Raw genomic sequence first — 23,459 nt, 5'->3', positions numbered from 1 at the left:
GTGCCGTCCAGCGGACCGCTGAGTAGAGTGCCGGTGACGGTGCGAGGCCGTGCGCGCCGGAGCGACCCCGCCGCACCCCGCCGCGGGCTTTCCTCGTCGATGCGCGCGAGAACCCCGTCCCGGGCCGGCATGTACTCCGCACCGGGTCGTCTTGACCGGGTCGGTGAGCGCCTGCTCGATGGTCTCCGGGTTGGTCGGCATCGCTCCGCTCAGGTCGCGTTGGGCGGCAGGCTCGTGACGGGGGCCGTGGCGGGGGTGGTGGGCGCGGGAGCAGAGCCGGAGGGGGCGTTCGGAGAGGTGGGGGCGGGAGCCGTGCCCGGGGCCGGCGTGGTGGTGGTGGTGCGGATGCCGGTGGCGATCTGGTCCAGCACGGCGGGCAGCGGCGCCCGCGGGTCGTCGTCGACCGAGCCGACCAGGGTGGTGTAGCCGCCACCGGGGGCCGGCAGGGCGATCAGCAGCAGGTAGCCGGGGCTCGCCTGCTGCGGGAGCACGTGCCAGCGGACCGCGAAGCCGCCCAGCCCCGCCACCGTGACCGGCCCGCTGGTCAGCTCCTGGTGCGAGACGAGCGGGCCGAAGATCTGGGGGGCGTAGTCGGACATGGTGCGGCGGGCCACCGTCTCGGCGTCGGGGCCGTCGGTGGGTCGGCTGTCGACCGTGAAGTTGCCCCGGACGCAGCCACCGGGGGTGGCGCACTGGTAGGCGCCGGTGACCAGCAGGGCGGCGGTCGAGGCGTCGTGCTCGGCGGAGTCCCAACCGCTGGGCAGCGGGATGCTCCAGTCGTGCACCGCGTCCCGCACGCTGCCGCCGTCGGGCGAGACCGGGGACTGGCTCTGCGGGGAGCCGCCCGGTGCCGGGGCGGCTCCGGCGGGGTCCGACGGGTCGCCGTCACCCGGGGTGGCGGGGGCACCCGTGGGAGGCGCGCCCGCGCCGGGCAGCGGGCCCGGCAGGACGGGGACGGCCGCGCTGGGGGCGCGGTCGTTCCGCCCCGAGCCCTTGACCAGCGAGATGGAGACCCCGGCCGTGACCATGATGAGCGCGAGGGCGCCGACCAGGATGCCGGTGATCAGTCCGGTGCGCTTGCCCGGGGCCGGGGCCAGGGCCGTGCCCGGGAGCGGCGGCAGGGGCGGCTGGCCGTGGTGCGCCGCCGGGTACGGGGGCGGGCCGGGCCGCGGGTAGCCGGGGGACGGCTGGTAGCCGTACGGCGGCGGCCCGGACGGCGGCGGTGGGAGCGGTGGCGCGGGGGCGAGCGCGGCGGCCGGGAAACCGTAGCCGCCGATCGACTCGGGCTCGGGGATCGCCGGGTGCCCGTAGGCGGGCGAGGCGTCGGAGAGCGAGGTGGCGGGCTCCGAGGGCCCGGCGGCGACCGGCCGCGCCGACGGCTGGGGCACCACCGGCTGGGGCACCACCGGCTGGGGCGCCATGGGCTGCCGCGCGACCGGCGGTACGGGCGGAGGCACGACCGGCGGCGCGAGCGGCAGCGCGGGCAGCGGCGCGGGCAGCGGTCGGGGGGCAACAACCGCCGGCGGCAGCGGCCGGGTCCTGGCGGTCCAGGTGGCGCCGTCCCAGAAACGCTCGTGCCCGACTCCGCCACCCGGGGCGGGCTCCGGGTCGGGGTACCAGCCGGGAGGAGTGGAGTTGCTCACCGCCGTACCGTATCGGGCCCGGTGAAGCCGCGTCAGCGGTGCCCTGACCTGCGGCCGTCCGGGCGGGTTGGGCCGCGCCGGACCGCGCGCCTGCCAGGATGGCCGCATGCGCATCGCTGTCACCGGTTCCTCGGGCCTGATCGGCTCCGCCCTCGTCCGTTCACTGCTGGCCGACGGCCACCAGGTGGTCCGGCTGGTCCGGCACCGCGACTCGCTCGGACCGCGCCCCGACGGCTCGGTGGCGATCGGTTGGAACCCGGCGCGCGGCGAGCTGGACCGCGCCGGCCTCGACGGGGTGCACGCGGTGGTGCACCTGGCGGGCGCCGGGGTCGCGGACCACCGCTGGACGGACGCCTACAAGCAGGAGATCCGCGACAGCCGGGTGCTGGGCACCCGCACCCTGGCCGCCGCGCTGCCGGGTCTGGACGCACCGCCGAGCGTCCTGATCAGCGGCTCGGCGGTGGGCTACTACGGGCAGACCGGCGACCGGGTGATCGACGAGGCGGCGCCGGCCGGCGACGACTTCCTGGCCCGGGTCTGCGTGGACTGGGAGGGCGCGGCCCGCCCGGCCGCCGAGGCGGGGATCCGGGTGGTGCATCCGCGGACCGGGCTGGTGCTGACCGCCGCGGGCGGGGCCGGCGGGCGACTGTTCCCGCTCTTCCGCCTCGGGCTCGGCGGACGGCTGGGCTCGGGCGGGCAGTACTGGAGCTTCATCTCGCTGACCGACCAGGTCGCGGCGCTGCGCTTCCTGGTGGAGCACCCCGAGCTGAGCGGCCCGGTCAACCTGACCGCGCCGGAGCCGGTCACCAACGCCGAGCTGACGGCGGCGCTCGGCCGGGTGCTGCGGCGGCCCACGCCGTTCCCGGTGCCGGAGTTCGCGCTGAAGCTGGCGCTGGGCGAGATGGCGGTGGAGGTGGTGGGCAGTCACCGGGTGGTGCCGGGCAAGCTGCTGGCGGCCGGCTTCGAGTTCGCCCACCCGGGGGTGGACGCGGCGGTCCGCGCGGCCGTCTGACGCCACGCGACGGTTCCCCGGATGGCGCCCCGGATGGCGCCCAGGGTGGCGCCCAGGGTGGCGCCCAGGGTGGCGCCCAGGGTGGCGCCCAGGGGCGCACGCGACGGCGCACGACGCGCACGCGTGCCCCTCGGGCGTGCCACCGGCGCGGTGTGGCGCCCACCGATCCGAGCGAATGCCCCTGCCTGATCAAGCTGCTGACGGGGCATCACCCGTTCGAATCGTCCCGGCACACTCCGCAGCCGGCCGCCGGCCGGAGCTCCGGGACCAGGGAGGGAGCTCGCCCGTGACCCCACACGACATCACCCGCCGCAGCCGCGCCGACGACCCTGACGTGGTCGTGGTCGGCGCGGGGCTGGCCGGACTGGCCGCCGCCCGGTCGCTGACCTCCGCCGGACTGCACGTCCAGGTGCTGGAGGCGACCGAACGGATCGGCGGTCGGATGGCCGGCCACCAGCTGGACGGCTACCGGCTGGACCACGGCGGTCAACTGCTCAACACCGGTTTCCCCGAGCTGGTCCGCCGGCTCGACCTGGACGGCCTGGCGCTGCGCCCGCTGGCCCCGGGGGTGCTGGTGCACAGCGGCGGCCGCCGCTACCGGGTCGGCGACCCGCAGTTGCCGACCGCCCGGCAGGCCGCCACCCGCTCCTCGCTAGGCAGCCCGCTGGAGAAGGCGCGGCTGGGCACCATGCTGAGCAGGCTGGCCGCCACCCCGGCGCCCAAGCTGCTGGCCCGCCAGGAGACCAGCACCGCCCGCGCGCTGGCCGAGCGCGGGCTGCCCCTGAAGATGGTCGACGGCTTCCTGCGGCCGCTGCTCACGGCTCTGCTGAGCGATCCGGCGCTGGGCACCAGCAGCCGGGTCGCCGATCTGGTGCTGCGCGGCTACGCCCGCGGTCGGCTCGCCCTGCCCGCCGCCGGCACCGCGGCGGTCCCCGGTCAGCTGGCCGGCGCGCTGCCGCCCGGCACCGTGCGCCTGGGCGTTCGGGTCACGGCGATCGGCGCGGACGGGGTGTGGACCGAGGAGCACGGCCGGCTCGGGGCCCGCGCGGTGGTGCTGGCCACCGACGCCCGCTCGGCCACCGACCTGCTGCCGGGTCTGCGACTGCCCGAGTTCCACCCGGTGACGACGTACTACCACACCACCGGCGGCACGCCGCTGAGCGAAGCCGTCCTCCTGCTGGACGGCGACCGCACGCAGGGCCCCGCGCCGGTCTCGCACTCGCTGGTGCTCAGCCAGGTGCACGAGTCCTACGCCCCGGCCGGCCGCTCGCTGGTGGCCACCACCGTGCTCGGCCGGCGCGGGTTCGGCTCCGGCGGCCCCGCCGCGCTGGAACCGGCGGTGCGGGAGCGGCTGGCGCGGCTGTACGGGGTGTCGGCGCGCGAGTGGGAGTTCCTGAGCGTGCGCCACCTGCCGGACGCGGTGCCGGCCATGCCGCCGCCGCACAACTTCCGTCGCCCGGTGCGGGTGCTGGCCGGGCTGTACGTCTGCGGGGACCACCGGGACACCAGCAGCGCGCAGGGGGCGCTGGTCTCGGGCCGGCGGGCGGCCGAGGCCGTGCTGCACGACCTGGGCGTGACCGGCGAGACCGAGTCGGGGCAGGAGCGGGAGGCGGCCTGACGGATCGTCAACGACCGGGCGGGGTGACGGCACTGTCCGCCGCCGCCCCGCCGAAGGGCCCGTCCGGGTGCTCAGGGCCCGTGTCTCAGAGCACCCCCGCCTGTCGGGCCGCCTCCTCGAAGGCGCGGGCCGCCGCGCTGCCCCGGTAGGGCGCGAGCCTGCGGTGGAAGTCGCGCAGGTACTCCACCGTGCGGGCCGAGCGCATCTCCCCGGCCGCCCGCAGCGCCTCGGTGGCCAACGCGCAGGACTCGTCCACGTCACCCAGGCCGAGCCGGGCGGCGGAGAGCACGATCCGGCAGAAGACCCGGCTGCGCGCGTACGCGGCCCCGCGCAGCCGCAGCGACTTCTCGGCGTGCTGGGCGGCCGGGCGCCACTGCTGCAGGTCGCGGTAGCAGTGGGCGAACTCGTCGGCCAGCTGCGCCTCGTCGAAGAACCGGGCCCAGGAGGGCAGTTCGTCGCCGCTGCGGGCCAGCGCCAGTGCCCGCTCGGAGCGGACCAGCGCGGTGGTGCAGGAGCGGACGTCGCCCAGCACCCCGTGCCCGCGCGCCTCGGCTGCGTGCATCAGCGACTGGACCGTGGCCGGGGCCGCCGTGCCCACGCCCTGCTGGGCCACCCTGGCCAGCTGGACCGCCTCCCGGCCGTGGCCGAGATGGACCGCCTGCTGGCTCATGGTGATCAGCACGTAGCCGCCGAGCACCCGGTCACCCGCGGCCTGGGAGAGCCGCAGCGCCTGGACGAAGTAGCGCTGCGCCAGGCCGTGCGCGGCGATGTCGAAGGAGGTCCACCCGGCCAGCCGGGTCAGGTCGGCGACCGCCGCGAAGAGCGCGCGGCCGATCTGCTCGCCGTAGCGGCCGCGCAGCATCGGCTCGGCCTCGCTCTCCAGGTAGCGCACCAGCGCCTGGCGGGCGTGACCGCCGCCGTAGGCGTTGTCCAGCGCCCGGAACAGGTCACCGACCGCGCGCACGGCGGCGATGTCGCCGCGGCCGACCCGCAGCCCCGCCCGCTGCGGCCGGCCGGCCGGCTCGGCACCGGGACCGCCCTGCCCGGGCAGCGCCGCCGTCCGGGTTCCGGAGACCAGCGGGCGGCGGGCCTGCGAGGGCACCCGGCCGGCCGGCGTGCCGCGGACCCCGGGCGCGGTGGTGACGGTGGCGGTGGCGGTCCGGGACGGCTGGTCGCCGTGCTCGGCGGTCGGGTCGAGCCGGGCCAGCGGTCCGTCCGGTCCCGAGACGTAGATCCCCGCCGAGCCGTCCCTGGCCACCTGCTCGTCGCCGCGCCCGATCAGCCAGTCCCGGCTGGGCACCACCAGGCCGGCCGGGGTGAAGGCGATCCGGCGCAGCTCCGACTGCGGCCCGGTGTCCTTGCGCCACATGCTGGCGACGATGTCCACGGCCTCCTGCGGGGTCTCGGCGAACTCCAGGCCCGCGTAGACCGGCGCGCAGGCGTCCAGGCCGATGTCCTGGGCGGAGAGCCGCCGGCCGAGCCGCCGGGTGAAGACCTCGGCGATCAGCGCCGGGGTGGCGCCGCGCGGCTGCTGACCACGCAGCCAGCGGGTCACCGAGGTCTTGTCGTAGCGCAGGTCGAGCCCGTGCTCCAGGCCCAGTTGGTCGACCCGGCGGGCCAGGCCGGCGTGGGAGAAGCCGGCCTCCTCGATCAGTGCGGCGAGCAGTGGGTTCTGCGCGCGGCCCACGTCGGCGCGGGCGGCGACCTCCTGGTCCGCGGCGTGCGGCAGGACGCCCATCACGTGGTCGTGCTCCTCCTCGGGGACGTGATCGGCATCGCGATCGGCATCGCGATCGCCGGCAAGGTCACCGGCGCCGTCGATGACGTGGTCGATCGCGTGGTCGATCGCGTGGTCGATGGTGTGATCGTCGGTGCGGTCCGGCCCGTGGCTGCCCGGGTCGTGGCTGCCCGGGCCGTGGTGGAGCCCGTCCGCGGCCCGCGCCAAGTGCTGGAGTTCGCCGGGCGCCGGGTGGAGTTCGCCGGGCACGGGCGGCCGGCGCTCCAGCAGCGCCGTGCCGTCGTGTCGCTGCCCGGGCAGGGCGGCCGCAGCGGGACGGTCCGGCTCGCCGCGGCGTTCGTGCGGGTCCAGCGGGTCGAGCGGACCATAGGCCGGACTGTCGGTTGCAGGCCGTTGGGGCATGTCAGTCAACACCTCTCGGACGCCGCGGTCCGGGCCCCCGGTGCCGTGCGCGACGCCCCTATCGGGAATCGGCGTGAATGTAGCGAGCATTCGGGCGCTATGGGCGGATCTGCGCGAGCAATCCTCCGAACGGGTGAAGGACAGGCGTCCGTTCTGAGGAAGGTGCGGCGTTGGGGGTTTGCGTGGCGCACCGCCTTCGCGCCGTTGGGCGCCCTGGCGCCGGACACCATGGCCGGAGCACCGGATATGGCGGTCCGTCACACCCGCAGCCCTTCCGGGGGGCGGCGCCGATCTGACAGCATGTCCGGCACCATGGATGACCTGGAGCGGCTGCCGAGCGAGCACGTGAGCGACCACGTGAGCAGCCGCCTGGCCGGCGGCCCGAGCGACCCCGCGACCGACCACCCGGGCACTGCGGCCCCGGGCGCACCGGCCCCGAGCGCCCCGGTCACCCCGCCCGGCGAACGGGCTGCTGCTACCGCACTGCGCCGGCTGCTCGACCTGCTGGCCACCGACGCCGCCGTCGAGGAGTTCCCCGAGCCGCTCGCCGAGGCCCGCCGCCGCGGCGCCTCCCCCGCCGAGCTGGCCGAGCTCGACGAGGCCGTCCGGCAGGCCCTGCTGGTGCACCGCAGGCTGCGTCAGCACCGCCGCCGCGAGGCCGAGTTGACGGCCCTCTTCGACACCGCCACCGACCTGGCCGCCTCCCGCGACCTGGACCCGGTGCTGCGCGCGATCGTCCGCCGGGCCCGGCTGCTGCTGGGCACCGACACCGCCTATCTGACGCTGCCCGACACCGCCGCGGGTGACACCTACATGCGGGTCACCGACGGCTCGGTCTCGCCGCTCTTCCAGCACCTGCGGCTGAGCCTGGGCGACGGGCTCGGCGGCCTGGTCGCGCAGAGCGCCCGCCCCTACGCGACCGCCGACTACCGCGCCGACCAGCGCTTCCGGCACACCGGGCGGATCGACGCCGGGGTGCTGGAGGAGGGCCTGGTAGCGATCCTCGGCGTGCCGCTGCTGCTCGGCGACACCGTGGTGGGGGTGCTCTTCGCCGCCGACCGGGCACCGCGCGCCTTCACCCCCGATCAGGTGGCCCTGCTCTGCTCGCTGGCCGCGCACGCCGCAGTCGCGCTGGACACCGCCAAGGCCCTGGCCGACAGCCGGGCCGCGCTGGCCGAGCTGAACGCGGCCAACACCGTGATCCAGGCGCACGCGGCCGCCGTCCAGCGCGCCGAGCGGGCCCACGACCGGCTCACCGAACTGGTGCTGCGCGGGGCCGACGTGGCGCAGGTGGCCGACGAGGTGGCGCTGCTGCTCGGCGGCGAGGTCACCGTGCACGACGCCGAGGGCCACCCGCTGGCCGGCCGGGCCGGCGGGGCGCGCCGGGCCGCCGAGGCGGTGGAGCGGGCCAGGACCGAGGGTCGGGCGGTGCGGCACGGCGACAGCTGGGTCTGCGCGGTGCTGGCCGGGCCCGCGCTGCTGGGCAGCCTGGTGCTGCGCGGGCGGCCCGAGCTGGACGACCCGGACCGGCGGCTCTTCGAGCGGGCCGGGGTGGTCACCGCGCTGCTCCTGCTGCTGCGCCGCTCGGCCGCCGAGGCGGAGCACCGGGTGCGCGGCGAGTTGCTCACCGACCTGCTGACCGCCCCCGGCCGCGATCCCGCCGCCCTGTTGGCCCGCGGTCGGCGGCTCGGCATCGACCTGACCAGGCGCCACCTGGTGCTGGTCGCCGAGACCGCGCCGGACGGGCGGGCCCGACTGGCCGGCGCGGCCGCCCAGTACCTGTTCGGACAGCGCGGCGGCGCGGGCGGCGGACGCGGGGTGAGCGCGGAGCACGGCGAGGCGGTCGTGCTGCTGCTGCCCGACGACGGCGCGACCGGGCCCGAGGCGGCCGCCCGCGCCGCCGCCGAGCGGCTGGCCAGGCTGGCCGGCCAGCCGGTGACGGTCGGTGCGGGGCCGTCCGCCGCCGGGCCGCCCGCGCTGGCCGCCGCGCACGCCGAGGCGCTGCGCTGCGTGCGGGCACTGCGGGCACTGGGCCGCGGCGGGCAGGGCGCCGCCGCCGAGTCACTGGGCTTCCTCGGCGTGCTGCTCGCCGACGGCCCCGAGGTGGCCGGCTTCGTCGCCCGGACGCTGGGCCCGCTGCTGGCCTACGACGAGCGGCGCGGCACCGAGCTGGTCGGCACGCTGCGTGCCTACTTCGCCTGCGGCGGCAGCCTGACCCGGGCCAAGGAGGAGCTGCACGTGCACGTGAACACCGTGGTGCAGCGGCTGGAGCGGGTGGCCGCGCTGCTCGGCCCGGACTGGAACGAGCCGGCCCGGGCACTCGAACTGCAGCTCGCGCTGCGGCTGCGGCTACTGGCCGACGGCCCCTTCAAGGAGACGGACGGCCGCTTCGAGCAGGTGGACGGCCCCTTCGAGCAGGTGAGCGACCGGGCGTACAGTGGCGAGGTTGGTCGCGAACACCTGGGCAAGGAGCAGCGGTGAGCGAGAACGTGCGATTCGTCCGGATGCGCATAGGCGAAGGCGCGGTGCCGTACCAGGAGGCCTGGGAGGAGCAGCAGCGGCTGCACGCGCTGCGGCTGGCCGACGAGATCCCTGACACCGTGCTGCTGCTGGAGCACCCGCCGGTCTTCACCGCCGGCAAGCGGACCAAGCCCGAGGACCTGCCGCTGGACGACACCCCCGTCGTGCAGGTCAACCGGGGCGGCGAGGGCACCTGGCACGGTCCGGGCCAGCTGGTCGGCTACCCGATCGTCAAGCTGCCCGAGCCGATGGACGTGGTCGCCTACGTCCGCCGCCTGGAGGAGGCGCTGATCCGCGCCTGCGGCGACTTCGGGGTGGCGAGCAGTCGGGTGGAGGGGCGCAGCGGGGTCTGGGTGCTGGGCCGGGAGCTGCCGGACGCCGTCCTCGACCCGGCCAAGGTCGTCGACATCGGCAAGCTGACCCTGCGGCTGGGCCTGCCGCTGGGCATCGACCCGCGGCTGGCCGGTCCCGAGTACGCGCCCTCCAACGCCGGCCAGCGCGGCGACGACCGCAAGCTCGCCGCGATCGGGGTGCGGGTGGCGCGCGGGGTGACCATGCACGGGTTCGCGCTCAACTGCAACCCCGACATGACCTGGTTCGACCGGATCATCCCGTGCGGGATCCGGGACGCCGGGGTCGGCTCGCTGGCCACCGAGCTGGGCCGGGACGTGCCGGTCGCCGAGGTGGCGCCGGTGGTGGAGCGGCGGCTGGCGGAGGTCTTCGCCGAGCTGCCCGAACCCGCGCTGGCCCGCTGACCCGGCCGGGCCGCCGCTGAGAGCGCCGGGAATCTCGCGGCGGCGACGGCTGTTGCCCTGCGAATGCGGGGCGTGAGCCCGGCGCAGACCCTACAAGCACAGGCGTACCCTGGGGGTACCCCGTCTACTTCTTCGAGGAGCCGCACGTGTCCGCTGTCGCGCCCGACGGCAGGAAGCTTCTCCGCCTGGAGGTCCGCAACAGCGAGACCCCCATCGAGCGGAAGCCCGAGTGGATCAAGACCCGCGCGAAGATGGGCCCGGAGTACAACGCCCTCCAGTCGCTGGTGAAGAAGGAGGGGCTGCACACGGTCTGCCAGGAGGCCGGCTGCCCCAACATCTTCGAGTGCTGGGAGGACCGCGAGGCGACCTTCCTGATCGGCGGGGACCAGTGCACCCGGCGCTGCGACTTCTGCCAGATCGACACCGGCAAGCCCGCCGACCTCGACCGTGACGAGCCGCGCCGGGTCGCCGAGTCCATCGTCACCATGGACCTGAACTACGCCACCATCACCGGCGTCGCCCGTGACGACCTGCCCGACGGCGGTGCCTGGCTCTACGCCGAGACCGTCCGCCAGGTGCACGCGCTGACGGCCGAGCGGGCCGGCGGGCGCACCGGCGTCGAGCTGCTGATCCCGGACTTCAACGCGGTGCCCGAACAGCTGGCCGAGGTCTTCTCCTCCCGCCCCCAGGTGCTGGCGCACAACGTCGAGACGGTGCCGCGGATCTTCAAGCGGATCCGCCCGGCCTTCCGCTACGAGCGGTCGCTGGACGTCATCACCCAGGCCCGCGCGGCCGGACTGGTGACCAAGTCCAACCTGATCCTGGGCATGGGCGAGACCCGCGAGGAGATCAGCCAGGCGCTGGCCGACCTGGTCGGCGCGGGCTGCGAGCTGATCACCATCACGCAGTACCTGCGCCCCTCGCTGCGCCACCACCCGGTGGAGCGCTGGGTCAAGCCGCAGGAGTTCGTGGAGTTGCAGGAGGAGGCCGAGGAGCTGGGCTTCGCGGGCGTCATGTCCGGGCCGCTGGTGCGCTCCTCCTACCGCGCGGGCCGGCTCTACCGGCAGGCGCTGGAGCGGCGCGAGCAGGCCGCGGTCTGACCGGTCGCGATCGCGGTCCGGTGGTCCGGTGGTCCGGTGGTCCGGCTGCGGTTCGCTGTTCGCGGGGCCCGGAGGAGACTCCGGGCCCCGCGCGTTTCGGCGGGTACCTCCCGGTTTCACCGGGGCTTGACCGGCGGGTCACGGGGGCTTAACAACGGTGGCCGAGACTGGACGCGGGCTCGGCGAGGGGAGTGGCCGCAATGCGTACCACGATCGGCACGGCGATCAGGCTGGCGGAGAGCGTGCTGCTGGCCGGTGGCCGGCGGCAGGCGCGGCTGAACGCCTGGTCGGCGGTCTGCGAGAACCGCCGCCACGCGGCGGACCGGGAGGCCGCCCGGGCGAGCCTGTCGGCGGCCGGGGGCCGCTGAGTCGCGAACGCCGGGTGACGGAGGCCGAGCCGGGCGGGGAGCGGCCGGACGCAGCCGGACGAGGCCGGGCCTCCCGCGTGGGGTAACGATTTCCCGCTCGGTTACGCCGAATCGGGACCGGGCTTCGTGATCCGATGTCCCCGCCACGTAGCATGGCCTTCATGGCGAGGGAAACAACCGAGACACCTGGACGACTGGCGCAGATCCGCCAGGCGTACACCATGACCAAGAAGGTCGACAGCAAGATCGGCCTGATCATCGGGGGCGTCGGCCTCCTCACCTTCGGCGTGTTCCTCGCCATCGGTTTCCTGATCGGTCACCCCATCATCGTGGGGCTCCTGGGCTTCATCCTGGGCTTCCTGGCCGCGGCGATCGTCTTCGGCCGCCGGGCCGAGCGGGCCGCTTTCGGCCAGATGGAAGGCCAGCCGGGCGCCGCCGCGGCGGTGCTGAACAACATCAAGCGCGGCTGGAACGCCAACCCGACCCCGGTCGCGGTCACCCGCAACCAGGACGCGGTCTACCGCGCCGTCGGCCGTCCCGGCATCGCGCTGATCGGCGAGGGCAACCCGAACCGGGTCCGCCCGCTGCTCGCCGCCGAGAAGCGGAAGATGGCCCGGGTGGTCGCCGACGTGCCGGTGCACGACATCATGGTCGGCGACGGGCCGGGTGAGGTGCCACTGAAGAAGCTGCAGGTCCACCTGATGCGCCTGCCGCGCTCGATCACCCCCGGCCAGGTCACCGAGACCAACGACCGCCTGCGCGCGTTGGGCGACCTGCTCTCCAAGGCGCCGATCCCCAAGGGCCCGATGCCCAAGGGCGCCCGGCTGCCCAAGGGCGGCCAGGCTCGCTGAGCCGCTCCGTCCTCCTCCAGCGCGCTGCCCGTACGCCGCTGCTGCCACGCAGAAGGCCCCGCCACCGGCGGGGCCTTCTCTCATTCCGTGCTCCGACTGACCGCGGCACCGACCCCGGGGGCTGCCCGGACGCGCCTCGATCAGACCCGCACCGATCAGACCCGCACCGATCAGACCCGCACCTCGATCGTGGCGACCGCCTTGTCGTGCAGGCCGCGGGTGTCGCGGTCCCAGACCGCGGCGGGCACCACCAGGCAGAGCAGCACGGTGCGCAGCAGCACCTGCGGAATGGTCGCCCGCCCGCCGTCCAGCCGCACCACCCGCAGGCCGAAGAGCCGCTTGCCGATGGTGGTCCCGGTGGTGGCGAGCAGCAGCGCGCTCATCGCGAAGAAGACCGGCAGGCTGATCAGGTTGGCCTTGGCCGCGTCCCCGTGGGCCAGCGTGCCGTAGGCGATCAGGCTGGCGATCCAGCCGTCCACGCAGAGCGCGCCGATCCGCCGGCCGGGGCCCGCCATCGAGCCCGAGCCCTCACGCGGGCGGCCGAGCCGCTCACCGCGGTAGCCGAAGTCGGCGCCCATCCGCTCGGCGGTGGCCTTCGGGCCGTCCAGCCACGATCCCAGTGCTTCTCTGCTGTCCACGAACCCACAGTAGCCCGGCACATCGGCCCGACCGGCGCCGACTCCCCCTGCGGGTGAATCCGCGTGTCCCACCCGCCGGAAGTGGTTCAGACCAATTTTTGGGAACACCACTGACCACGACACGTTTTGCCCCCACCCGGGTGACTTTGCCGCCCGTTCGGGCCCGCTGGTTAACATGGGCGAAACGATCGGGTCACCACAAGGAAACGGCCTGTTCCTAGGGTGGCCCCCACCGTGGCCGGTTGGGACGACTGGCCCGTGCAGGTCTGATCCCGGCCCTCGTCGCGGTCGGGCAGAGGAGGACATCGATGTTCAAGAATGCGGATGAGGTCAAGGCCTACATCGCGGAGAACGACATCAAGTTCGTGGATGTGCGGTTCTGCGACCTGCCGGGTGTCATGCAGCACTTCGCGGTTCCGGCGGCCACCTTCGACCCCGCCGAGACCCTGATGTTCGACGGCTCTTCGATCCGCGGGTTCCAGGCGATCCACGAGTCGGACATGGCCCTGGTCCCCGACCTCGCCACCGCCCGGCTGGACCCGTTCCGCAAGGAGAAGCACCTCAACATCAACTTCTTCATCCAGGACCCGATCACCGGCGAGGCCTACAGCCGCGACCCACGCAACGTCGCGAAGAAGGCCGAGGCCTACCTCGCCTCGTCCGGCATCGCCGACACCGCCTTCTTCGGGCCCGAGGCCGAGTTCTACGTCTTCGACGAGGCCCGCTTCGAGACCAGCGCGAACGCCTCGTACTACCACATCGACTCCGAGGCCGGCGCCTGGAACAGCGGCCGGATCGAGGAGGGCGGCAACCGCGGCTACAAGGTCAAGTACAAGGGCGGCTACTTCCCGATCCCGCCGGTCGACCACTTCGCCGACCTGCGCGCCGAGATGTCGCTGGAGCTGGGCAACTCCGGTCTGCAGGTGGAGCGTCAGCACCACGAGGTCGGCACGGCCGGCCAGGCCGAGATCAACTACCGCTTCAACACCCTGCTGCACGCGGCCGACGACCTGATGCTCTTCAAGTACATCATCAAGAACGTCGCCTGGCGGAACGGCAAGACGGCCACCTTCATGCCGAAGCCGATCTTCGGCGACAACGGCTCGGGCATGCACGTGCACCAGTCGCTCTGGGCCGAGGGCTCCCCGCTCTTCTACGACGAGCAGGGCTACGCGGGCCTCTCCGACACCGCCCGCTACTACATCGGCGGGCTGCTCAAGCACGCGCCCTCGCTGCTGGCCTTCACCAACCCCACGGTGAACTCCTACCACCGCCTGGTCCCCGGCTTCGAGGCCCCGGTCAACCTGGTCTACTCGCAGCGCAACCGCTCGGCGGCGATCCGCATCCCGATCACCGGCTCCAACGCCAAGGCCAAGCGCATCGAGTTCCGCGCCCCCGACCCGTCCTCCAACCCCTACCTCGCCTTCTCGGCGATGCTGATGGCCGGCCTGGACGGCGTCAAGAACAAGATCGAGCCCCTCCAGCCGGTCGACAAGGACCTCTACGAGCTCGCCCCCGACGAGCACGCCGGCGTCCCCCAGGTCCCCGCCTCCCTCCCCGCCGTCCTCACGGCCCTGGAGCAGGACCACGAGTACCTCCTCGCAGGCGGCGTCTTCACCCCGGACCTGATCGAGACCTGGATCGACTACAAGCGCACCAACGAGATCGCCCCGATCGCCCTGCGGCCGCACCCGCACGAGTTCGAGCTGTACTACGACCTGTAGGCCCCCCTCTGACCTGCGGAAACGCAGTTCGATCTCTCATCGTTTCCGCGGGTCAGGAACCATCCTGACCCGCGCAAACGCTGTCTTCGAACCCGCCGTCGACCGTCTGGCGGCTCGCGATGTGAAATGAGAGTGAAACGGAGAACGGGTCCGCAGAGCGCCCGAGCCCATCAGCTTCTCCTGTGCATGGCCGACAGGTGGCCCTCACCGGACGGGAAGCGGTACCGAGGATCTTGTTGCCCTGCGGCGAGTTCGAGCTGTACCCCACAGCCGCAGCGCTATCAGTAGCGATCTTCTACCGCGGAGCGTGAACGGTTCCTCCATCTCGGCCACAGCCCTGGCAGCTTGCGTGCCCTGGCGGCGGCCGGGCCGAGTCCTTCGAGATCGCCGTGCACTACCAGGGTGACCTCGACGAGCAGGCGTGCGCGCAGGTCCTGCACAACGCGCTCGCCGCCGCCGGGTCCGGCGTCGCGGCCGCCGCCCTGCTGCGGGTGGCCGACGACCCCGCGCTCGGCCTGGACCTCGACCAGTGGGAGCACCTGCACCGCATCGCCACCGAGCTGAGCCTGCGCGTGGTCGAGGACCTGGGCGGCGCGAACGGTGACGGCACCACCACGGCCGACGACCGGCCGGCCGGCCCGGCCGCCGGGTGAGCAGCACCGCCCGGCTCGGGCTCGCCCCAGGTGCCGGGCTCGCCCTCTGGGCCACCGACGCCGGCCTCCCAGAGGGCTGCGCGGTCAGCGCCGACGGCCGCCGATGCGGCGGTCGTCGGCCAGTGCGGTCAGCGGGCCGTACTCGCAGGCAAGCTGGCTCCACGTCAGAACCTCGCCACAGCGGGCGGGGAACTCCTGCGGGTTGAACTCGGGCATGGTCCAGGTGCCAGTGCCCCGGTCCCGCAGCCACAGGTCCCCGTCACCGTCGACCACAGTCGGCGGGACCGGTACGGGCTCGGCCTGATCGGTGGGCTCCCAGGTGACCCGGCCCGGGTGGGAAACGCGGCGCAGCTCGGTGGTGGCCAGCCGCGCGGCCAAGTCACGGGAGGACTCTTCGGCGTCCTTGACCGACGCGAGTCGGAATGCGTCGTCAAGTACGGGCAGGGCTGGATTCTTGCTGCGCTTTGAACTCATACGCTGACTACCTCCGGTGGGGGGCGTCACATCCGTTATGGCACCCCGTAGAGGAACACGGTATCCGAGGCGGGCGCCGGACCGGCTACGACCACTGTCCAGGTGGAGGCGCTGGAAGACACCGGGCGATGGGGCCAGGTGGTGAGCTGGTCCTGGACGTGGCGCAACCCGTGGTGGTAGCGCTCAGATATGGCGGTCCGGGTCTGAGAAGGTGAGGCCGCCGGGTGCGGGCGCAGTCTCGCCGGGCGGCTGGCGGAAGTCGGCGCCCTGCTCGACCGGCAGCAGCCGCTACCGCAGTCCGGCGTAGGCGGCTCCGCTCTCGGCGGGTGACGGCTCGACCGAGGATGCGGCCGATGGCTGCACCGCGTGGGTGACGGCTCCCGCAGTGCGCACCGCGCCACCGTGCCCCCGCCCGCAGACGGGCCGGTGCTGACGCGAGTGGTCGCGTGCCCCGGGTCTCCGGGGAGTTCCGGCGGCCGTCCTACTGAGTGGTGAACCCCTTGCCGACCGCGTAGACGATGTCGTCGTTTGAGGTACTTGTCGCCGATGGTCACATCGTAGGTGGCCAGGTTCGAGGTGATGGATGCCCGGGCCTGAGCCTTGACCGGAGCCGGGGCGTCCTTCAGAGCGCCGAGCGATGCGGCCAGGCCCTCGGTCTGCGAGGCGATGGTCTTCAGCAGCGTCGGCTTCCCACCACGCGAGCTACTCCACCTGCAGATCCGCAACCGCGCCGAGCAACAGGACCCCGACTGGCACAAGCGCTACGCGGTGCGGTCCGGCATCGAGGGCACCGTCTGCGAGTTCGCCCACGGCCACGGCATGCGCCGATGCTGCTAGCGCGGACAGGCCAAGGCACACCTGCAACACGTCCTCACCGCGATCGCCGTCAGCATCGAACGGCTCAGCCGACAGCTGCTGCGCGTCCTGCGCGAGCACGACGAGGAACCGGCGTTGGGCGACTTCACCCAGCTCACAGCACATGATCGTGCTGCCTCTGGGTCTCTCCCCCACGTTCCATGCGAGTCGGCGGCGCAGCATTGCGTCGGGCCGCGGTGGGCCGCTTTGATCTCTCCGCCACCGCGCGGCGGTACATACTTGCTCCATGATCGACGTCCCTGGGGAACTGATAGCCGCACTCGACGCCTTCGTACGAACACTCAGCGAATGCGGCTACCCGGGCTGGGCCCGCAGGATGGAGCGCGGACGATCGAAGATCGCAGCGGGGGACGCTCAAGGACTGGACATCGTCCTGAACGCGTACGGCGGCACTGGGAGCCTCAACGACCTCCCGTTCACCGACGACCACCCCGTCAAGGTGTTGAGCGCCGAGGTACGTGAGCGGTGCGCGGCCGTCCGCACCCAGCTCCACCGGACCGAGCGGGCCGAGACCTGACGCCCCGCGGCCGCGCCGGCCCGAAGTCTTCGTTGGGCCTGCCCGGCCGCGGCCAGCTCCCGGGGCAGCGCCGCGGGGGCTGAACAGGCCCTGCGCGGTCCCGTCCCGAACCGCGCAGGGCCTGCGCGCGGTTTCGCCCGTCGATCACGACAGCGCCGTCATCTTCCTCCGGCAGGGGCACCATGAGCGTTCGCGTTTTGTGAGACGCAGGTCCCAACTGGCGGGCGGGAGCGGTTCGTAGGGTGGTGGAGCACCGCCTGACCCGAGGCCTGGTCGGTATCGCGGAAAAGGGCTTCGGCTTCATCGAGCAGGAGGGTGGCGGTCCTGACGTGTTCGCCCACTACTCGAACATCAACGCCAACGGCTTCCTTGAGTTTCTCGAGGGCCAGAAGGTCGAGTTCGACGTCACGCAGTGCCAGAAGGGCCCGCAGGCCGAGAACATTCGCCCGCTGTAGTACATCTGCCACGGCACCCGCCCAGCAGCGAGGGGCCCGCACCCGCATGCACGTGCGATGCGGGCCCGGCATGGCGTCATGACGCACCATGGCCGTGGAGGCTCCTTGCCTCCAGCCTGATGCACAGCGCGCAGCACCCGCCCGCAGCACAGCGACCTGGATCGTGCCGCGGTTCGCACACCTCCGCCGCTCACATGGGGCGTCGTGCAACACCGATCACCTGCACCGCACACGACAGGCGTCTTGCTGGCACCTCCGATTGATACTCCTGGCCCGTCAGCTGCACCCTCCCGCCGTCTGTGGCGCGGAGCGTTCCGATGTCGCGCCGCCCGAGAAGGGTTCTTCGAATTCCCGTTCCCACCCGCTCCTCGCACCGCCCCGTCGCCTCAGGGTTGGCCCTCGCGACCGTCCCGCACCGATTCCGCGCCGATCGCGCCCGCTTCTCCTCGTCTCCGACGACCACTCAACCAACTTCTGCACGAAGCCTGTTGGCGCAGCGAGCGACTGAGGTTCTCGCCCGCCACGCCTACGCGTTCCGGGTTCGGCTCGCCCGGGTGGTGATCGGCATGTCGACCGACCACCAGATCCACACCCTGAGCCGGGAGAACACCACGCCGCTGGTGTCGGCGCCGGCGATGGCCCTGCCGGCGCTCTGACCTCCGGATTCGGCGCTTCCCCTCCCCGCCCCAGGGATGCCTACCGATCACCCACGACCGACAGATGCCGACCCGCCGGTGCCTCACCTGCTGAGCCCCCGGCTCGGCACGCCTGGCAACCGCGGCCGCTCATGCCCGCGTCCCCGTCCGACCGACCCGAGCAGAGGACTTCCTGATGCCGTTCGAGATCACGCACGCGACCGTCCCGGCGCCGGACGGTGTCAGCGAGGCCGCCGTCGTCACGGGGCCGACGTTCGTTCTCGTCCTGGACGGCGCCACCGCCACGGGAGCCGCGACGGGCTGCGCCCACGATGTCGCCTGGTAAGTGCGGCAATTGGCCGACCTGCTGCGCGCGGCTGCTCTCCGCTGGCTCGTACAGCCTGCGGGAGATCCTGCGCACCGCCCTGACCTCGCTGGTCGAGGAGCACGGCCAAAGCTGTGACTTGACGAACGCGGACAGCCCGTCCTCGACCGTCGCGGTGGTCCGCGAGCGGGACGGCATCCTGGACGTCCTGGTGCTCGGCCACTCGCCCGTTGCGCTGCAGCGGAGCAACGGAGCGGTCGAGGTGATCGTCGACGACCGGGCGGCCTACCCCGACTCGTATGCGGAGGAAGCCGTGTGGACGGTCACGTAATTCCCCAGGGGCTGTGGTCAGGTAATTCCCCAGGTCCTCGGTTGGGTTCTGGTGTGATGGGTGTGGACTGATTGCTCACCCGTTCGTACGAAGATATGCTGCAGCTGGAAGCCTCGGAGTCACCTGATTGGCAGTCATGTGGGGTGGGCGGTAGTGGTGGGGGACAGCACAGCGGCGATTGGGTCGGTTCGTGACCTGAGGTCGCTGCCCAAAGCCGAGTTGCACCTGCATCTGCTGGCGGCCATGCGGCCGGCCACGCTGGCGGAACTCGCGGCTGAGGCCGGTCGTACAGCGCCTGATCCGCGCGGGTTCACCTCGTTCGCGGAGTTCCAGCAGGTCTTCCACGAGGCGTACGAGGCCACGTCGGCCCGTCCTGAGAACCTGCAGCGTGTGGTCGCTGAGTTGGTGGAGGACACCGCCGCCGATGGCGGTGTCTGGGTGCAGCCGCACTTCGACCCGCACAGCTATGCGCAGTTCGGGTCTGCGGATCACGTCCTGGAGATGGTCGTTGATGCCGGCCGACAGGCCGGAGAGCGTTGCGGCGTCGGGTTCGGTCTGACGATCGCGGTCTCGCGCCACCGCAGCCCCGAGGACGCTGTCCGCCTCGCCCGTTTTGCTGTCCGCCACGCGGGCCGCGGGGTCCATGCCCTGGGGCTGACCGGCGATGAGGCGGCCTGCCCCGCCGAGCCGTTCGCCGAAGCCTTCGCGATCGCCCGGGCAGCCGGCCTGACCTCGGCCCCGCACGCCGGCGAGCTCTGCGGACCAGACAGCGTCCGTGCCGCGCTCGACCATCTTGGCGCGACCCGGATCGCGCACGGCATCCGCGCGGCTGAGGACCCCACCCTCCTGGACAGGCTGTCCGGGCAGGGCATCTCGCTGGACGTCTGCCTGACCTCCAACCGCATGCTGGGTATCGTTCCCGACCTGGCCGAGCACCCGCTCCCGCAGTTACTGGCCGCCGGGGTGCGGTGCTCGCTCGGCACGGACGACCCGCTGATGTTCGGCTCCTCGCTGACCGACGAGTACGTGATCGCCCGCGACACCCTCGGGCTCGACGACCGGCAGCTCGCGGACATCGCCCGCACCTCCCTCCAGACCAGTGACGCCCCGTCTGAGCTGATTGCGGCGGCCACGGCGGCGGTCGACAACTGGCTCCGCCTAGGCCCGGGCCAGGAGGCCTGGGCGGCGCCTATCGTGCTCTCCAGCTGATCGGCGGCTTGTCCGCGGGGTTCTTGGGGCGCTTGTTCGGCCGGTAGCTGGGGCCGTTCATGATCACCTGATGGCTGGTGTTGATCAGCCGGTCCAGCAGCGACTCGGCGACGACGGGGTTGGGGAAGAGCGGATACCAGTCGCTGGGCGCCCGGTTGCTGGTGATGATCAGCGAGCGCCCCTGCCGCTCGGAGACCAGTTCGTAGAGGTCGTCGGCCTGGGCCGCGCTCAGTTGCAGCATGGCGAAGTCGTCGAGGATGAGGACGTCGGGCCGGATCAGCTCGCGCATGCGCTTGTCCCAGGTGCGGTCCGCGTGGCCGCCGGCAGCTCGGCCAGGACCCGGCTGGTCTTCGTGAAACGGACGTTCGCGCCCTGGCGGACGGCGAGGTGACCCAGGGCCTGGCCGACGTGTGTCTTGCCCACCCCGACCGGCCCGAACAAGATCACCGACTCGCCGGCGTGGAGCCAGCGCAGGGCGGCCAGGTCGCGGATCTGGGCCGCGGGCAGCTTCGGGGAAGCGGCGAAGTCGAACTCCTCCAGGGTGACCTGCTGCTCGAACTTCGCCTTCTGCAGGCGCCGTTGGAAGGCGACGGTCTCGCGGCGGGTGATCTCGTCCTGGCAGAGGACCTGCAGGAAGTCCAGGTGGCCGAGTTCACCGCCGTGGGCCTGGATCAGCCGCGCGTCCAGGGTCTCCAGCATCCCGGACAGCCGAAGCGCCTTCAGCGACTCGCGCAGGGCGGTGTCCATCACGCTCATCGAGCGGCCTCCTTGGCGTCGTCAGCGTCAGCGCGGCCCGGGGTGCCTTCAAGCTCGCCGGAGGTCTGGGAGGGGATGCTCGCGGCGAACAGGCCCTCGGGGCCGTGGAGGAAGGCCGCAGCCCCGGCGTCGCCGGTCTCCGGCTCGGGGTCGGTCTCGGTGCCCGCGATCAGGAGCCCTTGATGGTGCGGTAGGAGGGGTCGCCGACCGCGATGGCCTTGCTACAGGCCGCCTCCAGCCGCTGGTCGCCGTACTTCTTCCGCAGCCCGAGGATCCCCTGGGCCGCGCGGAGCCGGTAGAGCGCGTTGACCTCCAGCAGCTGGTCGATCACCTCGCGGCAGGCGTCGCCGACCTCGGAGGACTGGCTGCGGCACCAGATCGGCGTCTTCATCTGGAAGGCGATCTTCTCCGGCGGGTAGTCGTTCTTGTCCGTGCGCTTGCCCTGGTCGAGTGCGGCGTGGGTCTTGACCAGCTCGCCCTCGTGGAAGACCTGGATCATGGTGGCGGTGGAGCGGACGTCGACCTCGCGGCCGATCAGCTTCCACGGCACCGAGTAGGGGGTGCGGCCGACCTTGATGTGGATGTCCGGGCCGACCGCGGCGGTGGACCAGCGGGCCAGCACGAACGGCTTGTCCGGCACCGGCAGCAGGGCCTTGGCCTCCACCGCCTCGAACACCGACAGCGGACTCGCACCGCCCAGCGGGCGGCACTGCCTGCGGCCGGCGGTGCCGGTCGACCAGGTCAGGGCCTCGGCCTGCATCTGCTCGACCGAGGTGAACTGGCGCCCGCTCCAGAACGAGTCGCGGACATATGGCATCGGCCGTTCGACCCGCGGCTTGTCCTTCGGCTTCGCTGCCCGGGCCGGGTCGACCAAGGTGCCGTAGTAGGTAGCGAGCTCGGCGTACGACTTGTTGATCTTCGGGTCGTAGAGGTCCGGCCGGTCCACCGCCGTGCGCAGGTTGTCCGGCACCAGGCGCCGCGGGACACCGCCGAAGAACCGGAACGCTTCGACGTGGGCCTGGGTCCACGCGTGCTGGTCCATGTGAACCACCGGTCGGACGAACATGTGCCGCGAGCAGGGCAGCACCATCACGAACGCCCAGATCCGGTGCCGCTTGCCGGTCGACGGGTTGATCCACTGACCCAGGAACCCGTAGTCGATCTGGGCCTCCGAGCCCGGCTCGACGTCGTCCCGCAGCACCGTCACCTTCGACCGGGCCGACTCGTCCGGGAGGTTCTCGGTCACCCACCGGCGGAACGTCGACAACGACACCGCCAACTTCCCCTCGTCTCTGAGGCGTTGGTGGATCGTGGTCACCGTGGTCGTCTCCAGCAACCCCTTGACCAGGTCACGGTGCGGCTCGATCTCCGCCCACGTGACCTGGTTCAGCCGGCGCCGGGCCAGATCGGGGAACCAGCTCTTGATCAGCTTTCCCCAGTCCGCCTCGCTCATCGGCGGCCCACCCGGGGCCACCCCGGACGCCTCCGCCGGCGCCAGATACTTCCTGATGGTCTTGCGGTCCACCCCCAACGAGGCCGCGAGCTGGTTCTTCGACCGGCCCGCGTACCAGTGGACGTAGATCTCGACGATGTCGACCACGGTGAACGTTCTCCTTGCCATCCAGAGTGTCCGTCGACCTCTCGGCCCGTCGGTCGAGGGACGGTGACGACTCCGAGACGGTCAGGACCCTCAACCCGGCTCGGGGATGCCCAAGGGGAACCTGAACGACTCGGATGGAAGGATCACTCGCAGGTCAAACCACCCGATCTGGGGCATTCGAGGCTTCTGTCGTGGTCAGCTTCCCCCTGGGGACTCGTGACCACGCCCCTGTCCCATTCCGTGACCACGAACCCTCAGAAGTGGGGGAAATCGCTGACCGTTCACAAGCCGTAAGCGGCTACCGCAACAACGCCGCCGGGGGCTTCTGGGTGGCCGGTGCGACACCCGAGGCCGCAGACCACGCACTGACAGCCAGCATCCCTCTGTCCCAGATCCAGCAGGTCGCCGTGCTGTCCGAGGGTGCTGCCCACCTGCCCGAGCGCTACGGCTGGAGCTGGCCGCGTTTCATGGCCGAGCTGTCCGAATCCGGGCCCGGCCGGATCATCGCCGCGACACGTGAGGCCGAGGCCGGCACGGCGCCGCCCCGCCGCCGGTACCCGGGCCAGGCCGATCCGATCACGCACCATGTCAGCCTTCATGGACCCGAAGTTACCGGCCTCCAGAGCCTCCCGGTAACCAGGGTGGAGGCCGGCCCGCACGCGGCGGCAGCGTCGCACCGCCGATGACCACGCGTCAGACTCACCGGGTTCCTCGGCCGGGCCGATGGCGGGCTCAGGCACGGGCCGCAGGACCCCGCCACGTTGGGTGTCGAATCGCGTAGAACCAGGTGGGACCCACAGGTGCGTCAGCCAGCAGTTCGCAGGCCGTTCAAACGGGGGCACAGGTGAGCAGGTCAGCCGACGCTTCTTGCCCGGTCGGCACCAGCAGCCGTTGACAGCGGCGCCAACCGATCCGGGGCGTTGCTACTCCGCCAACTGCTCCGGCCACCGATGGCCGAGTGGCACCGCTACGGGACCTGGCCTGGGCGCTGTACTTGATGCCAGGCGCGTCTACGAGGAGTTCCAGGGCCGGCCAGGCGAGGGTCGTCCGCAGGAGGTCCTCGCCTTCGCCATGGCTGACATGCAGTCCGGTGCATCGAGCACCCAGAAGACGTCGCTCAACCGGCACCCTCTACCTTCGATCAGAAGGCAATTTTCTGAACAGATCGTAAAATGCAAGGACTGAAACCGCACTCATGGGTAGAATCTGGAGCAGAGTAGGTGACCCGAGGGGCTGGTGTCGCGGTGATGCCGGCGGGT

The 23,459-nt window shown here is 72.6% G+C and carries 22 protein-coding genes and 1 pseudogene; 17 read left to right on the top strand and 6 right to left on the bottom strand.

Going from position 1 to position 23,459, the window contains the following annotated elements; genetic code table 11:
* Positions 1 to 209: 209 nt before the first annotated feature.
* Positions 210 to 1,643, bottom strand: coding sequence for a DUF2510 domain-containing protein (locus OG455_RS29065; RefSeq protein ID WP_266298715.1), 1,434 nt, complete (start codon positions 1,641 to 1,643; stop codon positions 210 to 212).
* A gap of 106 nt (positions 1,644 to 1,749) precedes the next feature.
* Between OG455_RS29065 and OG455_RS29060 the strand changes: the two genes are divergently transcribed.
* Both OG455_RS29060 and OG455_RS29055 read left to right on the top strand, forming a co-directional pair.
* Entirely contained in the window at positions 1,750 to 2,655 is a 906-nt protein-coding gene (locus OG455_RS29060; RefSeq protein WP_266298713.1) for a TIGR01777 family oxidoreductase, read from the top strand.
* A 286-nt stretch (positions 2,656 to 2,941) separates the two neighbouring features.
* Positions 2,942 to 4,273 carry an NAD(P)/FAD-dependent oxidoreductase gene (locus OG455_RS29055; RefSeq protein WP_266298711.1) on the top strand — a complete coding sequence of 444 codons (1,332 nt, stop codon included), beginning with the start codon at positions 2,942 to 2,944 and terminating at the stop codon, positions 4,271 to 4,273.
* 85 nt (positions 4,274 to 4,358) lie between these two features.
* On the opposite strand, the gene OG455_RS29050 is transcribed toward OG455_RS29055, so the two are convergent.
* Positions 4,359 to 6,413 (bottom strand): regulator, encoded by a 2,055-nt coding sequence (locus OG455_RS29050; RefSeq protein ID WP_266298709.1) that lies wholly within the window; start codon positions 6,411 to 6,413, stop codon positions 4,359 to 4,361.
* A gap of 300 nt (positions 6,414 to 6,713) precedes the next feature.
* On the opposite strand from OG455_RS29050, the gene OG455_RS29045 reads away from it, so the two are divergent.
* The 5 genes from OG455_RS29045 (at position 6,714) to OG455_RS29025 (ending at position 12,007) form a co-directional block, all read left to right on the top strand.
* On the top strand, positions 6,714 to 8,894 hold the full coding sequence (locus tag OG455_RS29045; RefSeq protein WP_266298707.1) for a helix-turn-helix domain-containing protein: 2,181 nt from the start codon (positions 6,714 to 6,716) through the stop codon (positions 8,892 to 8,894).
* 23 nt (positions 8,895 to 8,917) lie between these two features.
* A complete protein-coding gene (lipB, locus tag OG455_RS29040; protein WP_266300990.1) occupies positions 8,918 to 9,688 on the top strand; it encodes a lipoyl(octanoyl) transferase LipB in 771 nt (256 codons plus the stop codon).
* Between the two features lie 146 nt (positions 9,689 to 9,834).
* Entirely contained in the window at positions 9,835 to 10,788 is a 954-nt protein-coding gene (gene lipA / locus OG455_RS29035) for a lipoyl synthase (protein WP_266298705.1), read from the top strand.
* Between the two features lie 200 nt (positions 10,789 to 10,988).
* Complete coding sequence (locus OG455_RS29030) at positions 10,989 to 11,156, top strand: hypothetical protein (protein ID WP_266298703.1); 168 nt, start codon at positions 10,989 to 10,991, stop codon at positions 11,154 to 11,156.
* Positions 11,157 to 11,317: 161 nt separating this feature from the next.
* Positions 11,318 to 12,007: a DUF4191 domain-containing protein gene (locus OG455_RS29025; RefSeq protein ID WP_266298701.1), complete on the top strand. Its 690-nt coding sequence runs from the start codon at positions 11,318 to 11,320 to the stop codon at positions 12,005 to 12,007.
* A gap of 170 nt (positions 12,008 to 12,177) precedes the next feature.
* Here the strand turns inward: OG455_RS29025 and OG455_RS29020 are convergent, their stop codons facing one another.
* Positions 12,178 to 12,645, bottom strand: coding sequence for an RDD family protein (locus OG455_RS29020; RefSeq protein WP_266298699.1), 468 nt, complete (start codon positions 12,643 to 12,645; stop codon positions 12,178 to 12,180).
* Between the two features lie 308 nt (positions 12,646 to 12,953).
* Here OG455_RS29020 and glnA point away from each other — a divergent pair, with 308 nt between their 5' ends.
* Both glnA and OG455_RS29010 read left to right on the top strand, forming a co-directional pair.
* A complete protein-coding gene (gene glnA / locus OG455_RS29015) occupies positions 12,954 to 14,369 on the top strand; it encodes a type I glutamate--ammonia ligase (protein WP_266298697.1) in 1,416 nt (471 codons plus the stop codon).
* 389 nt (positions 14,370 to 14,758) lie between these two features.
* On the top strand, positions 14,759 to 15,022 hold the full coding sequence (locus OG455_RS29010) for a hypothetical protein (protein WP_266298695.1): 264 nt from the start codon (positions 14,759 to 14,761) through the stop codon (positions 15,020 to 15,022).
* Between the two features lie 84 nt (positions 15,023 to 15,106).
* Here the strand turns inward: OG455_RS29010 and OG455_RS29005 are convergent, their stop codons facing one another.
* Positions 15,107 to 15,496, bottom strand: coding sequence for a hypothetical protein (locus OG455_RS29005; RefSeq protein ID WP_266298693.1), 390 nt, complete (start codon positions 15,494 to 15,496; stop codon positions 15,107 to 15,109).
* Positions 15,497 to 16,162: 666 nt separating this feature from the next.
* On the opposite strand from OG455_RS29005, the gene OG455_RS29000 reads away from it, so the two are divergent.
* The 7 genes from OG455_RS29000 to add all read left to right on the top strand — a co-directional run bounded on the left by OG455_RS29000 (position 16,163) and on the right by add (position 19,844).
* Entirely contained in the window at positions 16,163 to 16,333 is a 171-nt protein-coding gene (locus OG455_RS29000) for a hypothetical protein (RefSeq protein ID WP_266298691.1), read from the top strand.
* Positions 16,334 to 16,598: 265 nt separating this feature from the next.
* Positions 16,599 to 16,889: a hypothetical protein gene (locus tag OG455_RS28995; protein ID WP_266298689.1), complete on the top strand. Its 291-nt coding sequence runs from the start codon at positions 16,599 to 16,601 to the stop codon at positions 16,887 to 16,889.
* Positions 16,890 to 17,131: 242 nt separating this feature from the next.
* On the top strand, positions 17,132 to 17,344 hold the full coding sequence (locus tag OG455_RS28990) for a cold-shock protein (protein WP_323185590.1): 213 nt from the start codon (positions 17,132 to 17,134) through the stop codon (positions 17,342 to 17,344).
* A 488-nt stretch (positions 17,345 to 17,832) separates the two neighbouring features.
* Positions 17,833 to 18,000 (top strand): hypothetical protein, encoded by a 168-nt coding sequence (locus OG455_RS28985; protein ID WP_266298687.1) that lies wholly within the window; start codon positions 17,833 to 17,835, stop codon positions 17,998 to 18,000.
* Positions 18,001 to 18,175: 175 nt separating this feature from the next.
* Entirely contained in the window at positions 18,176 to 18,325 is a 150-nt protein-coding gene (locus tag OG455_RS28980; RefSeq protein ID WP_266298685.1) for a hypothetical protein, read from the top strand.
* A complete protein-coding gene (locus OG455_RS28975; protein ID WP_266298683.1) occupies positions 18,312 to 18,635 on the top strand; it encodes a hypothetical protein in 324 nt (107 codons plus the stop codon). The genes OG455_RS28980 and OG455_RS28975 overlap by 14 nt, the downstream gene beginning before the upstream one ends.
* Positions 18,636 to 18,788: 153 nt before the next feature.
* A complete protein-coding gene (add, locus tag OG455_RS28970; protein WP_266298681.1) occupies positions 18,789 to 19,844 on the top strand; it encodes an adenosine deaminase in 1,056 nt (351 codons plus the stop codon).
* On the opposite strand, the pseudogene istB reads toward add, so the two are convergent.
* Positions 19,825 to 20,543 (bottom strand): annotated as a pseudogene (istB, locus tag OG455_RS28965) (IS21-like element helper ATPase IstB). The gene add and the pseudogene istB overlap by 20 nt on opposite strands.
* A 226-nt stretch (positions 20,544 to 20,769) precedes the next feature.
* Positions 20,770 to 22,221, bottom strand: coding sequence for an IS21 family transposase (istA, locus tag OG455_RS28960; RefSeq protein ID WP_266298679.1), 1,452 nt, complete (start codon positions 22,219 to 22,221; stop codon positions 20,770 to 20,772).
* Positions 22,222 to 22,460: 239 nt separating this feature from the next.
* Between istA and OG455_RS28955 the strand changes: the two genes are divergently transcribed.
* Positions 22,461 to 22,886 (top strand): hypothetical protein, encoded by a 426-nt coding sequence (locus OG455_RS28955; RefSeq protein WP_266298677.1) that lies wholly within the window; start codon positions 22,461 to 22,463, stop codon positions 22,884 to 22,886.
* The last annotated feature ends 573 nt before the right edge of the window (positions 22,887 to 23,459 follow it).

The organism is Kitasatospora sp. NBC_01287 (assembly GCF_026340565.1).
Lineage (GTDB): Bacteria > Actinomycetota > Actinomycetes > Streptomycetales > Streptomycetaceae > Kitasatospora.
This window is presented reverse-complemented; position numbering and strand designations above follow the sequence as displayed.

What these genes read in the sequence shown, in the direction of transcription:
- OG455_RS29060 (WP_266298713.1), top strand. Translation starts at nt 1,750, where the DNA reads ATGCGCATCGCTGTCACCGGTTCCTCGGGCCTGATCGGCTCCGCCCTC.
- OG455_RS29050 (WP_266298709.1), bottom strand. Translation starts at nt 6,413, where the DNA reads ATGCCCCAACGGCCTGCAACCGACAGTCCGGCCTATGGTCCGCTCGAC.
- OG455_RS29045 (WP_266298707.1), top strand. Translation starts at nt 6,714, where the DNA reads ATGTCCGGCACCATGGATGACCTGGAGCGGCTGCCGAGCGAGCACGTG.
- lipB (WP_266300990.1), top strand. Translation starts at nt 8,918, where the DNA reads ATGCGCATAGGCGAAGGCGCGGTGCCGTACCAGGAGGCCTGGGAGGAG.
- OG455_RS29030 (WP_266298703.1), top strand. Translation starts at nt 10,989, where the DNA reads ATGCGTACCACGATCGGCACGGCGATCAGGCTGGCGGAGAGCGTGCTG.
- OG455_RS29025 (WP_266298701.1), top strand. Translation starts at nt 11,318, where the DNA reads ATGGCGAGGGAAACAACCGAGACACCTGGACGACTGGCGCAGATCCGC.
- glnA (WP_266298697.1), top strand. Translation starts at nt 12,954, where the DNA reads ATGTTCAAGAATGCGGATGAGGTCAAGGCCTACATCGCGGAGAACGAC.
- OG455_RS29005 (WP_266298693.1), bottom strand. Translation starts at nt 15,496, where the DNA reads ATGAGTTCAAAGCGCAGCAAGAATCCAGCCCTGCCCGTACTTGACGAC.
- OG455_RS29000 (WP_266298691.1), top strand. Translation starts at nt 16,163, where the DNA reads ATGGTCTTCAGCAGCGTCGGCTTCCCACCACGCGAGCTACTCCACCTG.
- OG455_RS28995 (WP_266298689.1), top strand. Translation starts at nt 16,599, where the DNA reads ATGATCGACGTCCCTGGGGAACTGATAGCCGCACTCGACGCCTTCGTA.
- OG455_RS28980 (WP_266298685.1), top strand. Translation starts at nt 18,176, where the DNA reads ATGCCGTTCGAGATCACGCACGCGACCGTCCCGGCGCCGGACGGTGTC.
- OG455_RS28975 (WP_266298683.1), top strand. Translation starts at nt 18,312, where the DNA reads ATGTCGCCTGGTAAGTGCGGCAATTGGCCGACCTGCTGCGCGCGGCTG.
- istA (WP_266298679.1), bottom strand. Translation starts at nt 22,221, where the DNA reads ATGGCAAGGAGAACGTTCACCGTGGTCGACATCGTCGAGATCTACGTC.